Origin of the sequence: Acinetobacter tandoii (assembly GCF_008867985.1) — a bacterium.
Lineage (GTDB): Bacteria > Pseudomonadota > Gammaproteobacteria > Pseudomonadales > Moraxellaceae > Acinetobacter > Acinetobacter tandoii.
The window spans coordinates 316,983-333,327 of record NZ_VXLD01000001.1; the positions used below are offsets into that span (position 1 = coordinate 316,983).

Here is a 16,345-nt window from a genome sequence, read left to right on the forward strand (position 1 = left end):
AGTGAAGATGAAGACTGGGGGGTTACGCATCTAGCTCATAAATTTTATCGAGGCTATCTGCTCCCGTTAAAATATGTAGAGAAATGCGTTCACCTGTTGCCCAAGTGGCTTGATCAGAGTTGAAGTCAACATCAACAATATCTAAATCACGGCAAAGGGTTAAAGCACTTTCGATAACGATAAACTGCGGTGAACGGGCTTTTAAGCATTTAGCAATGTAACGTTTAATATTTTGTTGTCGGTATACATCGATAATCTTATAGCGCATGATGAACTCATAGGCATTTAGCTGTGTGTGAGCGTATATTAGAAGATCGAGCCAAAGGTTGCTATGCTTAATGTGTTGCGAAATGTTTGATTCATAAAAATAAATAGGGTTTACATTTATTTATAAAGTGTAAGCAGTAGAATGAGTAAAATTATTTTTTAATACACATTGATGAAAATTAAAATAGTTCAAGAGGTGTCAAAAATGAAAAAAAAGGGCATGCGCAGTGCTTATGCGGGACAACACAATTTGAAGTAAATTTAGCAAATTATCAAGTTCATGTCTGTCATTGCTCGCTTTGTCGTCGGCAAAGTAGTGGCTTACTTATGACGATTGATGTAGAGCCTGAGAGTTTGGTTTTTTTTAAACAGGATCAATTGGGAGTTTTTAAATCATCGGAATGGGGTGAACGTGGTTTTTGCAAGCAATGTGGGACCACTTTGTTTTGGCGTATGCACGATCATAGTTATTGCAATATTAATGTGTTTGCACTGGATCAATTGCCTAAAGAGCTGAGTTTAGACATGGAAATTTACATTGATAATAAACCCGATTTCTATTCATTGAGTCAGCCAACTAAAAAATTAACAGAGGCTGAAGTGGTGGCGATGTTTAACCCCTAAATATCTGTCGATAGTTATAATATATAGAAATAAAAAAGAGCCCAACTATTGTAGAGCTCTTTTTTACAAAATAATAGATGGGATTATTTTGCTGTTTTTTCAGCGTCAATCGATGCAATTGCAGCGTCAACGCCTTCAATTGAATCTGCTGCTTTCTTGATACGAGCAAGTGCATCTACAAGTACTTCATCAGCAGTTGCGTAAGAAATACGCATGAAACCACCAAGACCGAATGCATCACCAGGAACTACGGCTACGCCAGTTTCTTCTAATAACCATTCAGAGAATTCTGTGCAAGATTTTAAACCTTTTGCACGAATTAACGGACGGATGTTGGCATAAGCATAGAATGCGCCATCAGCAGGTAAGCATGAAATACCGTTGATTTCGTTTAAGCCATTCACAACTAAGTCATGACGACGTTTGAATGCTTCAATCATTGGCTCAAGTACATCTTGAGGGCCATTCAATGCAGCTTCAGCAGCAACTTGCGAAATAGAAGTTGGGTTAGAAGTTGATTGAGATTGAATTTTTTTCATTGCGCCAATGATTTTTGCAGGACCCGCTGCATAACCAATACGCCAGCCAGTCATTGCATAAGCTTTAGACACGCCGTTTAATACGATTGTACGGTCATATAAGTCTGGGGCAACAGTGGCGATGTTGTAGAACTCGTCATCCCAACGGATTGGTTCGTACATGTCATCAGATGCAACAAATACTTGTGGGTGACGACGCAATACTTCAGCTAAAGCTTCAAGTTCAGCTTTGGTGTAGATCATGCCTGTTGGGTTAGATGGGCTGTTCAGTACCACTAAACGAGTTTTTTCAGTGATCGCCGCTTCTAATTGTTCTGGTGTAATTTTGAAACGCTGTTCTTCACCACATTTCACAATGACAGGTGTACCTTCAGCGATGATTACCATATCTGGATAGCTAACCCAGAAAGGCGCAGGAATAATCACTTCATCGCCTTTGTTTAACAAAGCTAAAGCTAAGTTAAAGAAAGATTGTTTACCACCGCAAGAAACCAAAATTTGGTTTGCTTGGTAGTCAAGGTTATTGTCGCGTTTAAGTTTTGCAATAATTGCTTTTTTAAGGCCTGGCGTACCATCTACAGCGGTATATTTAGTAAAACCGTTGTTAATTGCTGCAATAGCAGCATCTTTGATGTGTTGCGGGGTGTCGAAATCTGGTTCACCAGCTCCCAAACCAATGACATTTTTACCAGCAGCTTTAAGTTCAGCAGCTTTGTTAGTCACAGCTAGTGTAGGGGACGGTTTGATGGCATTTACACGATCAGATAGACGTACGTCCACGGCGTTATTCCTTCTTATGGAGGGTAAAAAATAAAAAGCATATTATCTTAGCCTAAAAAGAGTGACTGCGTCGTTTAAAAAAAGTACAAATTCATAAAAAAGCGTAAAATAAATCTTTTTTGCTTTGAAAGCAGGCAAAAATTATTAAGTGCTAGGAAGTCACTCGCAACTGAGCGTAAAAAACTTTAAACTACAGGCAGATTTTATTTGAGTCATGGTCATGAGTAAGCAACAGCCTACGAATAAGCCATTGGTGAAACTCCCATTCCCAATGCCAGCAACTGATGAGCAATCGTCAGACTCAGCTGCCCATAATCAGGTTCGTCCTAAACCTGAGCAATATGCAGATCGAACTTGGATGCCTCCACGTGGTACACGACGTTCGATGGGTAAACGTTAAAAAAAGAAGTGCACATGCACTTCTTTTTTTATGAACAAAATTAACGTATGCGACGTTCATTGTGTTCATAATACTGTTCTTTATTTAGATACATCATTTGATCTGCGCGTTTAAGCATGTCTTCAACACGTTCATGTGCTTTGATAGTTGCATGTCCAATCGATAAGCTAATCGGTTGACTGGCATAAAATTGATTATCGACATGTAGCAGTTCTTGCAAACTCTGCAAGCAGTTGTGTAAGGCTGCTTCATCTGCACCTGGCAAAAGTACCACTAATTCATCACCACCTATTCGGGAAGCAGAATATAAAGTATTTTGAATGAGCTGATTTAATATACCGCCCATGCGTCGAAGTAGTCCATCACCAACATCATGTCCTAAACTGTCATTTACTTCTTTTAAGCCATTCATATCTAGAAAAATGCAGGAGACTGGACGTAAAGGACTACGTTCCAAGCGATTCATTTCTTCGGTGTAAAATGAGCGATTGTAAAGTTTGGTCAAGACATCATGTTTGCCCAAATATTCCAGATAATTTTCGGCTTTTTTTCTTGCTGTAATATCGGTCAGAGCAACTTGCACCATGCTCCAATCATCTTTGTAGTCTGGGAAAACGGTAAATTGTAGTAAGACATGTCGGATACTGCCATCAAGGGCATAATTTACGGCTTCCCGTTGATGATGAATGTTGCCATTCCATAATTCAATTAATTGCTCACGGAACGTTTGTACCATTTCTTTCGCAAAAATTTTATGGGTATTTTTGAATAGAGTATCTTTGTCAGCCGCGCCAAACAAATCAAGCGTTGCTTGGTTGACATCAATGATAATAATGTCCTGAATACATTGCAGAATAAAATCATGATGTACATCTAAGAAGGTTTGAAAATCCTGAATGCCCATGTGCTTGAGTTGATCTAGACGATATTTGATTCGGCTAAAATCTTCGACCCACAAAGAGGTCGGAGAATATTTAAACCTTGATTCAGCAAGTAGTCGGTTTTTTTCTTCTAATCGACAGGCTGTTTTATATGGTGTTATATCTTCAGTTGTGATTAATAGTAGTGATAAATCATGTTCATGCCCAGGAATAACTGTACCTCGTAACTGAATATCTAAGCGTTGTCCTGAAATGGTGTAATTGACTGTACTACTCATAAATTCAGTATGACCTTCCCATAAACTGATTAACTCTTGAATATGAGTTTTGGCCATGTCTTGTTTGAAGATGAGATCCAGATTTTGTTGTAAGTGAGCCAAGTCATGTGCTTGAAAGAGCTCTAAAGTTTTGGTGTTGACTTGTAGAATTTTAATTTTACGTGCGCAGTCTAATACGCGAGATTCATCTTCGAGTAAAAAGTGTTGGAGGTCTTGGATACCTTGTGCTCGCCAGAGATCAAATTGTTTTTTGACCTCGCTAAAGTCTTCTAGCCACATGGCGATGGGGGATAATTCAAAAATTGAGGAATCTAATAATTCCATGGATTGCTCGTATTTATTATTTAAGTTGAACTTAGTATAGGGATAATTTTTTCATTTTTAAATCATGTGATTAATAAAAGCATTAAATCTAAATTGGTGATGATTTTGGCATTAAATTTGCCATAAAATGGGGTTATCTGAACTCATTTTCAGTGCAACCCCATATTAATACAGTTGAATTAGTGAGCTGCTTTTCGGGCTTTATTCTCAGGTCTAGGTGCTGCTATTTCGCGTTGATGATTCCAGACATCGAGGAAATCTTGTTCATTGATGTTGTAAAGCTCAAGTAATGCAAGCACTACACCGCCAATCACCATGCGACTTTCTAAAGGTGAATCTACCTTGAAGCCTTGTGCATCTAATCGGTGCAAAATATCTTCAATTTCAAAAATACGATCTCGCCCATTACTGTCGGTTGGATACATTGGTGTATTTAAAATGATTTGTGCCAGACTTTTTTCATTTTCTGCCAATGGAAGCTGTTCAATCACTTGATCAAGTGGTTCATTGGGGAAAATGACGTGATCTTGCAAAACAGCTTTTAAGAATGCTTGGCGTAATTTAGGTAAAGTTTGCTCCACAAAAGGACGGAATGAAACAGGGAAAATGACGTTATGAGAAATGCCTTTAAACATCGGTGCAATTTCTTCAACTTTATAACCTGCAACACCGCAACCTACGGAAGTAATGAAATATTTGGTTTTAGGATGATGCTTGGTATAAATTTTAAAATCATCAATATAATGTTGAATTTGGGATAGTGGCATTTGTTGTAAATGTTCATTCATGGTGGGAATAGCATAGCTTTGACCTGCCCAGCCACGCCCTGAACCTTTCATGGCACCAAAATGTAATAAGGCAATTTTAGCAGCACCGCCCGCATGCGTACCCGCCAGATTACTGCCAAAAACAAACACGGTATCTTCAGGTAAACTTTTTACAATTGTTTCATCGTGGTAATGGTAGCGCATAAGTACTTTATCTAATCATCATTATTGATTCATGTTGCAACTGAATAGGGCATGGGTCAAGTAGCAGGCTATGCTTTTTTAAACAGATTATTTTTAGGCATCATTTGAAGTAGATGTGAAATATTCGAACATGCTTCATGTAAAAGTCTAACAATGCTTATTGCATGTTGCTTAACTGCCCCCATACTATGTTAAGTCATAAGTGTACCGAAGATGGAAACCATGCAAGAGCGTCAAAAACCTGTGCAAGATAACCAACAACCTTTTGATTTGGTGACTCAGTTTCAACCTGCTGGGGATCAGCCGCAGGCGATTGAAAAACTGGTACATGGTGTTGAGCAAGGTTATCGCAATCAATTATTACTTGGTGTAACAGGGTCTGGTAAGACGTATACCATGGCGAACGTGATTGCTCGGACGCAACGTCCCACTATTATCATGGCGCATAATAAGACACTTGCAGCCCAGCTTTATGGCGAATTTAAAGCATTTTTCCCGAATAATGCGGTTGAGTATTTCGTCAGTTATTACGATTACTATCAACCTGAAGCTTATGTGCCATCTTCAGATACTTTTATTGAGAAAGATGCTGCCATTAATGATCATATTGATCAGATGCGTTTGTCTGCAACGCGGGCTTTACTTGAGCGCCGCGATGCCATTATTGTCGCTTCGGTTTCTGCTATTTATGGTTTGGGTGATCCGAATGCCTATATGAGCATGTTGTTACATATTGTACAGGGCGATCGAATGAACCGAGATGACATCATTCGTCGTCTGGTTGAAATGCAATATAGCCGTAACGAATTGGAATTTTTACGTGCGACTTATCGTATCCGTGGTGAAATTATTGATATTTTCCCTGCCGAATCGGATCAACATGCGATTCGAATTGAACTGTTTGATGATGAAGTCGATTCCATCCGTTGGTTTGATCCATTAACAGGAAAAATGATTAGAAAAGTCCCACGTGTCACCATTTATCCGAAAAGCCATTATGTAACACCCAAAGATAATCTTGAGCGTGCGATTGGTACCATTCGAGAAGAACTCAAAGATCGTCTTGTATTTTTCCGTGAACACGACAAATTGCTAGAAGCGCAGCGAATTGAACAGCGTACCCGTTATGATTTGGAAATGATGCAGCAGTTGGGTTATACCAACGGTATCGAAAACTATTCGCGTCATTTATCTGGACGGCCATCTGGGGAAGCACCACCCACTTTATTTGATTATGTGCCTGATGATGCCTTATTAATTATTGATGAATCACATGTGACTGTGCCACAAATTGGCGCTATGTATAAGGGTGACCGTTCGCGTAAAGAGAATCTGGTGAATTATGGTTTTCGTTTGCCAAGTGCTTTAGATAACCGTCCAATGAAATTTGAGGAATGGGAGCGCATTGTTCCGAGCACCATTTATGTAAGTGCAACTCCCGCAAAGTATGAATTGGAAAAATCCGAACAAGTGGTTGAACAGGTGGTGCGACCAACAGGATTGGTTGATCCTGAAATTGAAATTCGTCCAGTATTGACACAAGTCGATGATGTGCTGTCTGAGATTAATATCCGTAAAGAACTCAATGAACGTGTTTTGGTGACGACATTAACCAAGCGAATGGCGGAAGATTTGACCTCATATTTAAAAGAATATGGTGTGAAAGTCGCATATTTACATTCAGATATTGATACGGTTGAGCGCGTCAAAATTATTCACGAATTACGTTCAGGTATTCATGATGTTTTAGTCGGGATTAACTTGTTACGTGAAGGCTTAGACATGCCAGAAGTGTCTCTGGTGGCAATTTTGGATGCCGATAAAGAAGGTTTCTTGCGTTCAGAACGTTCTTTGATCCAAACTATTGGTCGTGCTGCACGTAATTTAAAAGGTAAAGCGATTTTGTATGCTGACCGTATCACCGACTCTATGCAAAAGGCGATTGATGAAACTGACCGTCGTCGTGCTAAACAAATTGAGTTTAATTTAGAACACGGGATTACACCACGAAGCGCTGTGCGTCAGGTTGTCAAAGAAATTGACACAGGTGAAGTACTCAATGATGATCAGATTGAAGCCAATATTGCAGATCAGGCACAAGCCTTATCGGCAGATGAACAACATATTTTGGCGAATCCGAAATTGTTCAGTAAACATATTACTAAACTAGAAAAAGAAATGTTGAAAGCATCGAAAGAGTTGCAGTTTGAGCAAGCAGCACGTTTACGTGATGAAATTGTGCGGTTGAAAGCACAGTTGTTGCAATAAAGTCACAAACTTTTTGCAGCAAAATCATTACATAACGCTACAGTGTGTAGGATCAAAGCCCGTTATTTTTTAAAGAAATTACATTCGGGCTTGGTCCAGATCAATCGTTTAAAGGATGTTGTTATGAGTGAAAATCATCTTCCTAAAGCAAGTTGGCGTATAACAAAAATAGTCATTGGTGGGGCGATTTTAGTGGGGTTGGGGGCTGCGACTTTGGCATATGCGCAAACCAGACCCATGCCTGTGGTTGAAAAAGTCGAATTAGACCGCTATTTGGGAGTGTGGTACGAGATTGCTCGGAAGCCTATGTACTTTCAAAATAAATGTGCGCGTGATGTATCTGCGACCTATACCTTAAATGAAAATGGCAATGTGAGTGTGGATAACCGTTGTTATTCTAAAGAGGGGATTTTGCAGCAAGCTTTAGGTGAAGCCTTTGTGCAAAATCCGCCATTTAATTCGAAGTTAAAAGTCAGCTTTTTACCCGAAGCTGTGCGTTGGATCCCTGTTGCACGAGGTGATTATTGGATTTTGAAACTGGATGATGACTATCAAACTGTGTTAGTCGGTGAGCCGCGCCGTAAATACATGTGGGTGTTGTCACGTACACCAGAAGTAAAACCAGAAGTTATGAATGAATATTTAGAATATGCTAAAAGCTTGGGCTATGATTTGAGTGATTTAATTCGAACAGCACACACTAAAGGCAAAGCAGAATAATTTTAAGACTTAAAATAAATTTTGAAGATACATTATCCGAACACATTCAAAGTTGTGACTTGTGTGAAAGTTATTCTAATCATGACGTATTTTATTTAACTTATCGCTATACTAAGCCCAGCGAATAGTTTGGGTGAAAAGATGTATAAAGGCGTAGCACTGTCGGTATTGGCATCCGTCACATTTGGCGTGCTTTACGGCTATACAGAATTTTTAAAACCTTTAGATAGCGAGCAGACTTTTGCTTGGCGTATGTTGTCGACATTGCCTTTTTTAACCTTGTTTATGTGGTGGTCAGGCGAACTCAAGCTTATTGCTGAATTATTCAAAAAAGTACTCCAAAATCCAATTTATCTCCTTTGGCTGTTCATCAGTTCACTGTTATGTACCTCACAGTTATGGTTATTCCTCTGGGGACCAATCAATGGGCGAGGGTTAGCGGTATCGTTAGGATATTTTTTACTGCCTTTGGTTATGGTGCTGATTGGTTGTGTCTTGCATAAAGAGAAACTTTCCCGTTGGCAACTGTTGGCTGTAATTCTTGCGGCACTGGGTGTTATCCATGAGATTTGGCGTATAGGTAGTGTCGCGTGGGAAACATGGTATGTTGCCTTGGCTTATCCTTTATATTTTTATTTACGCCGACGCTTTAAATCCGATCACTTGGGTGGTTTTTGGTGGGATTTGTTTTTAATTCTTCCAGTCGCTTTTTATCTGTTATCTGATGCAGAAGCTTTAAGGGTCATATCGCACTACCCGCATCTAATCTGGGCCATTATCGGCTTGGGTTTTTTAAGTGCACTTGGCCTAGGAAGTTATATTCTAGCGAGCCGTTTTTTACCATTTATTTTATTTGGTCTGCTTAGTTATTTAGAACCCGTATTATTGGCGACAGCATCAATTGCTTTAGGTGAGCAAGTTGCGCCTGAAGAATGGCTGACTTACATTCCAATTTGGTGTGCAGTTCTGGTCTTGGTGCTTGAAGGATGTTTACATTTGTATAAACAACAGCGTCAGAAACAAAACCTCATTCGTAATATTGATAAAGTAGAAACACGCTTAAATGATCAAGATTAGTTGTTCTATTAAGGGCGTTTAGGCTAGCTAAGAATCCACAAAATGAAGGGATTCTCATGTTCTCTTTTGGGGGTTAAAAGAAAGTCAGATTTATTGAAATTTGGCAGGAAAAGTACAATCATCATAAAAATTACAACTATTTTGTAAATTTATAATGAATATGTAGGAAAATAGCAGCGACTGAACCAGCTTTTGATTCAAACTTGGCGCTAAATCCTTTACAATTGTTGGGTTTTAAAATTTATGCTTAGATTAAATTAATTAGAGGACGTATCTGTGAGCAAAGAGACTATTATCGCCCTACACGCAGAACACCAAGGTCGCTGGAAAAACCGTGAAGAAATCGCGGAACAAATGATCGCTTTGATCGGTCAGCTTTACCGTGAAAAAAATATTGTGGTTTCAGTGTTTGGACGTTCTTTAGTTAACCGTTCAGTTATGCAAATTTTAAAAGCACACCGTTTCACTCGTATGATGGACGTTGAGCTTTCAGTTGTACACACGTTCCCAATTCTTCAAGCGTTGGCTAAAATTGAAAATATCGGTACTGCTGAAATTGATCTAGGCAAATTAGCTGTTGCATTTAAAGAGCAAGGTGGCGATGTTGATGCATTTGTTGCAGCAGCTGTTAAATCTGTAGAAGGTCGTGCGACTTCAGTAGAAGGTCGTGACGTTGTCCTTTACGGTTTTGGTCGTATCGGTCGTATCCTTGCACGTTTAATGATTGGTCAGTCTGGTCTTGGTCGTGGCTTAAACCTAAAAGCGATTGTAGTTCGTAAGTCATCTGACGGTGATTTAGAGAAACGCGCGTCTTTATTGCGTCGTGACTCAATTCATGGTCCATTCTCTGGCACGATTTCTGTAGATGAAGAAAACGAAGCAATTATTGCTAACGGTCAATTCATCAAAGTTATTTATGCGTCTAATCCAACTGAAGTTGATTATACTGCTTATGGTATTACCAATGCGTTAGTGATTGACAACACGGGTAAATGGCGCGATGCAGAAGGTCTTGCACAACACCTTAAATGCCCAGGTGCTGCACGCGTAATTTTAACTGCACCTGGTAAAGGTGAGATGAAAAATGTGGTGTTTGGTGTAAACCAAGCAGACATTCTGGATGAAGACCAAATCATCTCAGCTGCAAGCTGTACAACCAATGCAATCACACCAACATTGAAAGTATTACATGACAAATACACAGTGTTAAATGGTCACGTTGAAACAGTTCACTCGTTCACAAACGACCAGAACTTAATCGACAACTACCACAAAGCAGACCGTCGTGGTCGTGCTGCAACATTGAACATGGTAATTACTGAAACTGGCGCGGCGAAAGCAGTTGCGAAAGCACTTCCAGCACTTCAAGGTAAATTGACAGGTAACTCTGTACGTGTTCCAACACCAAACGTTTCACTTGCGATTTTGAACTTAACTTTAGATAAAGAAGTGGATCGTGAAGAAGTAAACGAATACATCCGTCAAATCTCAATCAGTTCAAACCTTCAAGGTCAAATTGGTTACACCAACTCAACTGAAGTTGTATCTTCTGACTTCATCGGTTCACGTACTGCGGGTGTGTTTGATGCACAGGCAACGATTACTTCAGGCAACCGCTTAACTGCATACGTATGGTATGACAATGAAGTGGGTTATAGCTGCCAAGTATTACGTATTGCTGAACAAATGGGCGGTGTAAGCTATCCAAAAGTTCCTGCTGAAACAAATGCATAATTTGTTCGGTTAAGAAAAAAGAGCTTCAGAAATGAAGCTCTTTTTTTTGTATCAAAACTCCCGACATTCTTTTTTGAATTGACCAAAATAATAAGATGCATTCATATTAGGTCAATGCCATAATTCCGACAAAATTAGTAGTATTAAGCGAAACGCGCTATGTTAGTGTCGCTTTTTCATCTCAAAATAAATGTGATCGTTACTCGATTGGAATTAAAGACAGTAATGGTCGATAGAACGGCTCAAATGAATTGAGTCTATTAAAAACGAACTTAAAGGATTAAGTCATTGCAAATAAAAAAAGTGCTTGCTGGTTTGGCATTTTTGAGTCTAGCAACCCTCAGTGGTGTCTTACTTGCAATTTGGATCTTTCAACATTTCAGTATTTATATTCCTCTGAACAATCAAGCTGTGAATATTGACTTGCAAGAGCCATTACAGGCCAAAGTTAAAATACATGATGCCTTAGATGTGGATGTCTCTGGGCGAATTCGCGCCGAAATTCCAATTCAAGAACAGCTTGAGATTCCACTGGCGCAGACACTTACCCCACGCGTGTATTTTGATAATCAAGTGCCAATTAAAACTATGATTCCTGTGCGAGAAGCTCTGAAAGTGCAGCAAAATTTACCCATCGATACGCGTGTAAATGTGATGATCATGGGGAAAAATATTAGTCTGCCGTTAAAAGGTTCAATCCCGATCAATCTTGATGTGCCGATTCAGATTGATGTGCCATTAGAACAAAATGTACATCTGAAATTTGATGCGCCTGTGCGAACAGTATTGAAAGAAAATCTGCATATTCCTTTAAATGCAACGTTAAAGACCGAAATACCAGTGCAAGGGCAATTAAATGTACCCATTAAGACAGCCCTAAATGCCACCGTAGATGTCAAAAATACCTTACCCGTAAAAATTCAGAATGGACAACTTAAAGTCCCTTTAAATACGGTAAAACTTTCGTCTCCACAGTACGAACAACCACAGTTGGTTCGAGCTGAATAGGAGGGATAAGCAGGTGTTTTTTTCTTATCGCTTTTGGTGTTTGAGCTTTATTGGGTTGGTCGCTACGATTGCACTTTTATTTTGGTTGTACTTGAATGTGATTGCATCGATGCAAATTTCAGCACACCGCTCCGAAATTATATTACCAGCATCTTTGCCGACTCAAATTCATGTGGGTAATTATTTGGATATTCATTCTAAAGGGCGGTTGGGTACACAAATTGATATTGATCGGCGATTGGAGTTGCCGTTAAAAGGAAAATATCTTGCCGCTTTACAGTTTGAAGTCGAAACGCCAATTACTGTGAATATTGACTATCAAACCATGATCCGTATTGATCAGTTGATGCCTGTGGAAACGACTACAGATTTAATTTATCAAAATCGTTTGTTGCCTCAATTTCCTCTGAAATTGAATATTCCAGTTAAATTGGACGTACCTTTCCATTTAAAGCGAGAGTATACCATTCCTGTGAAGATTCAATTTGATGGTCCCGTGTATTTTGAATTTAATGAACCTGTTGGTTTACACGTCGTTCATCATTTTGCACCACAACTCAACTTGAATGATCCAATGAAGATGGAACGCATCGCAAGTTTTAATGCCACCATGTACAACGCTGTACGAAAAACCTCAGCCAATTTAGAACTGAATATGCATTTGCCTGTACGGAATATTCATCCTTGAGTAAAGAATGCAGCGCTTCCTTGATGGTTAAAGATTAATCTGGTAGCTTACCTATTGAAAGTACGTATAAGAAAAGTAAGCTGATTAAAGTAAGGGGAATACATGAGTACCTATGCAACCAGTAATCTATTGGGGCAAGTTCTTTCAACTGCTTGCCCATCACGCGAAATACTTGAGCATCTTTCCAGTAAATGGTCGTTGTTGGTGTTACATTGTTTAAGTGAAGGTGTACACCGCTTTAGTGAATTAAAAATAAAAATTGAGGGGATTAGCGAAAAGATGCTGTCGCAAACCCTGAAAACATTAGAGCAGGATGGTTTTATTCTACGGACAGTTTATCCGATTGTGCCACCGAAGGTTGAATATCAATTGACAATTTTAGGCTCGCAGGCTGTGGAAAAAGTGAATGAGTTAATTTTCTGGATAGAGCGAAATTTATCTGAAATCTTAGAGCAGAAACCTAAAGTAAACATTTAGATAAATGATGTACTTGGTCGTTTAACTTTAGGCATTAAGCCGCATTGAGATTAATCTCTTTCTTAAGAATCTTAATTAAATTAAAGTTTAATGTTTCAAGTATGCTTAAGTTCATTGTGTATAAATTAATGTAAAACAAGTATAAAAATAACTAGACCTATAAAAATAATGCGTGAAATTCATATTTAGTTGAATAATACTATTCGAGAAATTCTTTAAAATGTGGCAGAATAAGCGGTTTTAAAGATTTTAGAGGATTGGCAGTATGCGCTTTGTTGATGAAGCAGTCATTACCGTAGAGGCTGGCGACGGTGGCAATGGCGTAGCCAGTTTTCGCCGTGAAAAATTTGTACCTTTTGGTGGGCCAGATGGTGGAGATGGTGGTCGTGGTGGCAGCATTTATATTCAAGCTGACGACGACACGAGCACACTGGTAGATTATCGTTATACCCGTAAATTCCGTGCAGAACGGGGTAAAAATGGTTCAGGCGCAAACTGTGCTGGGCGTGGCGGACAAGATGTCATTCTCAAAGTTCCAGTTGGTACAACCATTGTAGATACTGACTCTGGCGATATTATTGGCGATTTGGTTGAAGATGGTCAGAAAATTCTAGTGGCTTCTGGTGGTGATGGGGGGTTAGGAAATACACACTTTAAATCATCGACCAACCGTACGCCGCGTAAATGTACGCATGGTTTTAAAGGTGAATTCCGCGAAATTCGTTTAGAGTTGAAAGTATTGGCAGACGTTGGTCTATTGGGTATGCCAAATGCGGGTAAATCAACCTTTATTCGTGCAGTTTCAGCAGCAAAACCAAAAGTTGCAGATTATCCATTTACTACGATGGTACCAAACTTAGGTGTTGTCGATGCAGATCGTCACCGTTCATTTGTCATGGCGGATATTCCTGGACTAATCGAAGGTGCTTCGGAAGGTGCAGGTCTTGGTATTCGTTTCTTAAAGCATCTGGCACGTACACGTATCTTATTGCATATTGTAGATGTACAGCCTATTGATGGTTCGGATCCTGCATATAATGCTAAGGCGATCATCAAAGAATTAAAGAAATTTTCTCCAACCTTGGCGAAACTTCCAGTGGTTTTGGTACTTAATAAGTTAGATCAACTTGCACCAGACACCAGTGAAGAATGGTGTAATCACATTCTTGAAGAATTAGAATGGAAAGGTCCAGTATTTAAAACTTCTGGTTTACTCGCAGAAGGGACAAAGCCAGTAGTTTATTACCTCATGGATCAAATTGAACAACAACGTGAACGCGAAGTTGAAGATCCTGAGTACGCAGCAGAAGTGAAAGCATTCCGTGAGCAGCTAGAAGCTGAAACACGTGAACAAACCATTGCCGCTAAAGAAGCTTATCGTGAAATGCGTCGTCAACAGCGTCTTGCTGGTCTATTGGGCGATGATGATGAAGACGATGATGATGGCGACGATGGCGATATGGAAGTGTTTTACGTTCGTTAATTTCCAAGCGAACAACATGTAACTGAGGACAAGATGATAGAAGTGGTAGATGGGCAACGTCAGCTCAAGGCTTTAAAACGTATCGTTGTTAAAATCGGATCATCTTTACTCACAGCAAATGGGCAAGGCTTAGATTTAGATGCAATTTCGCATTGGGCGAAACAAATTGCAGATTTACACCAAGCTGGACATGAAATTATTCTTGTCTCCTCAGGCGCTGTGGCTGAAGGTATGGTTCGAATGAAGCTAGAGAATCGACCCACCGATCTACCCAGTCTTCAGGCATGTGCTGCCATTGGTCAAATGGGTTTAATCCATACATGGTCAAGTGTACTCGAACAGCACAGTATTCAAACAGCGCAAGTACTTTTAACCCACGATGACCTTGCGGATCGTCGTCGTTATTTAAACTCTTGTGATGCTTTGCAAAATTTAATCGATTGGCGTGTGATTCCAGTCATCAATGAGAATGACACAGTTTCCACTGATGAAATTCGTTTTGGTGATAATGATACTCTTGCAGCAATGGTTGCAGGTCAAGTCCATGCAGATTTGTTGATTATCTTAACAGATCAGCAGGGTATGTTTGATTCTGACCCACGCTCAAACCCAGATGCGAAACTGTTCCATACCGTACGGGCTTTAGATGAAAGCTTGTTTGATATGGCAGGTGGTGGTGGTAAGTTTGGTCGTGGCGGTATGTTGACCAAAGTTCGTGCTGCACGACTAGCGGCAAAGTCGGGTTGTCCAACCCTGATTGCGAGTGGTGAAAGTGATCAAGTGCTTGCCCGTTTAATGGCAGGTGAAATGCTTGGCACTTTGTTTATCACGGACAATGACCGTATTACCGCGCATCAGCAATGGTTGGCCGCACATTTGCAAACTGCGGGACGTCTAATTTTAGATGATGGTGCAGTTAAAGCCATTAAAGACAATCATCGTAGTTTATTACCTGTTGGTGTGAAAGCGGTTGAAGGGCATTTTGACCGTGGCGATGTTGTAGAGTGTGTTGACCCTTCTGGTTATCGTGTCGCGGTTGGGCGTGTTAATTTTAGTTCGCGTTCGGCAGAATTGGTTAAAGGTTTGTCTTCAGACAAGGTTTATCAAGTTCTGGGTGAAGCTCGTTCGCTTGAGATGATTCATCGCGATCATATGGCAATTTACTAAAAAATTTAAAAAAATCCCGCTTTAGAGCGGGATTTTTTATTTTAAGACCAAGTTATTTAATATAGCCTTTTTGAATCAGTGGTCTAAATACATAGAAGTGAAGCGTCAGTACCCATTCCATAAGTTTTTCTTTATAGTGATTCCAGAGCGTTAAACCAGACAAATTCAGCGCAAAAGCCAGTACAAAGGCACCGAGCATATCTAAAGGGAAATGAACACCTACATAAATGCGTGACCATGCAACTAACCAAGCCAGCATAATTAAGAAAATACCAAGTTTACGGTAAGTTGAAAAGAAATAAGAAAAAGCAATACTGCTAAAAATGAGCATATGATCGCTAGGAAAAGAGCCATTCGGCGAGTGATAAATCAAAGTTCGTCCAACATCCATCACAAAAGGGCGTGGGTGATAGTAGATGTGTGAAATACATTGACTGATGAAAAGCGCAATGCTGGTAAAAATAAAGGCTTTAAGAATTTGTTTCTTTATTTGATAGTCACCACGTAACCAAAACCAAGCAAAAAGTGCAATCATGCAATACAACAGGTCATTAGCAATAAAAATCGCAAAATTAATCTTTAAGTCGCTAGCATCTGAAGATGCATTGATGAATGAAAAGAGCGAGAGATTGAGTTCAGAAAGAGACATGAAAGCGGAT

At 39.6% G+C, this 16,345-nt stretch carries 15 protein-coding genes and 1 pseudogene; 11 read left to right on the forward strand and 5 right to left on the reverse strand.

The genetic code is table 11. From position 1 onward, the window contains the following. Positions 1 to 22: 22 nt before the first annotated feature. Positions 23 to 268 (reverse strand): hypothetical protein, encoded by a 246-nt coding sequence (locus tag F4W09_RS01505; RefSeq protein WP_016166830.1) that lies wholly within the window; start codon positions 266 to 268, stop codon positions 23 to 25. Between the two features lie 218 nt (positions 269 to 486). On the opposite strand from F4W09_RS01505, the pseudogene F4W09_RS01510 reads away from it, so the two are divergent. Beyond that, a pseudogene (locus F4W09_RS01510) lies at positions 487 to 891 on the forward strand (GFA family protein); the annotation flags it as partial. An 83-nt stretch (positions 892 to 974) separates the two neighbouring features. Here the strand turns inward: F4W09_RS01510 and F4W09_RS01515 are convergent. Beyond that, entirely contained in the window at positions 975 to 2,210 is a 1,236-nt protein-coding gene (locus F4W09_RS01515) for a pyridoxal phosphate-dependent aminotransferase (protein ID WP_044740238.1), read from the reverse strand. Between the two features lie 220 nt (positions 2,211 to 2,430). Between F4W09_RS01515 and F4W09_RS01520 the strand changes: the two genes are divergently transcribed. Next, the gene (locus F4W09_RS01520) at positions 2,431 to 2,610 is read left to right on the forward strand and encodes a hypothetical protein (RefSeq protein ID WP_016166827.1); all 180 of its coding nucleotides are present in this window, start codon (positions 2,431 to 2,433) and stop codon (positions 2,608 to 2,610) included. 40 nt (positions 2,611 to 2,650) lie between these two features. On the opposite strand, the gene F4W09_RS01525 is transcribed toward F4W09_RS01520, so the two are convergent. Next, positions 2,651 to 4,093 (reverse strand): sensor domain-containing diguanylate cyclase, encoded by a 1,443-nt coding sequence (locus tag F4W09_RS01525; protein WP_151503787.1) that lies wholly within the window; start codon positions 4,091 to 4,093, stop codon positions 2,651 to 2,653. Between the two features lie 179 nt (positions 4,094 to 4,272). Continuing rightward, complete coding sequence (locus tag F4W09_RS01530) at positions 4,273 to 5,064, reverse strand: A1S_2505 family phage non-structural protein (RefSeq protein ID WP_151503788.1); 792 nt, start codon at positions 5,062 to 5,064, stop codon at positions 4,273 to 4,275. A gap of 222 nt (positions 5,065 to 5,286) precedes the next feature. On the opposite strand from F4W09_RS01530, the gene uvrB reads away from it, so the two are divergent. The 9 genes from uvrB to proB all read left to right on the forward strand — a co-directional run bounded on the left by uvrB (position 5,287) and on the right by proB (position 15,686). Further along, entirely contained in the window at positions 5,287 to 7,332 is a 2,046-nt protein-coding gene (gene uvrB / locus F4W09_RS01535) for an excinuclease ABC subunit UvrB (protein ID WP_044740314.1), read from the forward strand. A gap of 123 nt (positions 7,333 to 7,455) precedes the next feature. After that, positions 7,456 to 8,052, forward strand: a complete 597-nt coding sequence (locus F4W09_RS01540; RefSeq protein ID WP_100241301.1) for a lipocalin family protein — start codon at positions 7,456 to 7,458, stop codon at positions 8,050 to 8,052. A 141-nt stretch (positions 8,053 to 8,193) separates the two neighbouring features. After that, on the forward strand, positions 8,194 to 9,129 hold the full coding sequence (rarD, locus tag F4W09_RS01545) for an EamA family transporter RarD (protein ID WP_100241300.1): 936 nt from the start codon (positions 8,194 to 8,196) through the stop codon (positions 9,127 to 9,129). 276 nt (positions 9,130 to 9,405) lie between these two features. After that, positions 9,406 to 10,863, forward strand: coding sequence for a glyceraldehyde-3-phosphate dehydrogenase (locus F4W09_RS01550; protein WP_016166821.1), 1,458 nt, complete (start codon positions 9,406 to 9,408; stop codon positions 10,861 to 10,863). 288 nt (positions 10,864 to 11,151) lie between these two features. Next, positions 11,152 to 11,871, forward strand: a complete 720-nt coding sequence (locus F4W09_RS01555; RefSeq protein WP_044740244.1) for a hypothetical protein — start codon at positions 11,152 to 11,154, stop codon at positions 11,869 to 11,871. Between the two features lie 13 nt (positions 11,872 to 11,884). Next, positions 11,885 to 12,559, forward strand: coding sequence for a hypothetical protein (locus F4W09_RS01560; RefSeq protein WP_151503789.1), 675 nt, complete (start codon positions 11,885 to 11,887; stop codon positions 12,557 to 12,559). Between the two features lie 102 nt (positions 12,560 to 12,661). Next, the gene (locus tag F4W09_RS01565; protein WP_151503790.1) at positions 12,662 to 13,036 is read left to right on the forward strand and encodes a winged helix-turn-helix transcriptional regulator; all 375 of its coding nucleotides are present in this window, start codon (positions 12,662 to 12,664) and stop codon (positions 13,034 to 13,036) included. A 265-nt stretch (positions 13,037 to 13,301) separates the two neighbouring features. Continuing rightward, complete coding sequence (gene cgtA, locus F4W09_RS01570; RefSeq protein WP_016166817.1) at positions 13,302 to 14,519, forward strand: Obg family GTPase CgtA; 1,218 nt, start codon at positions 13,302 to 13,304, stop codon at positions 14,517 to 14,519. Positions 14,520 to 14,552: 33 nt separating this feature from the next. After that, on the forward strand, positions 14,553 to 15,686 hold the full coding sequence (gene proB, locus F4W09_RS01575) for a glutamate 5-kinase (RefSeq protein ID WP_016166816.1): 1,134 nt from the start codon (positions 14,553 to 14,555) through the stop codon (positions 15,684 to 15,686). A 52-nt stretch (positions 15,687 to 15,738) separates the two neighbouring features. Here proB and F4W09_RS01580 read toward each other — a convergent pair whose 3' ends face one another. After that, positions 15,739 to 16,335: a phosphatase PAP2 family protein gene (locus F4W09_RS01580; protein WP_044740254.1), complete on the reverse strand. Its 597-nt coding sequence runs from the start codon at positions 16,333 to 16,335 to the stop codon at positions 15,739 to 15,741. Positions 16,336 to 16,345: the final 10 nt, after the last annotated feature.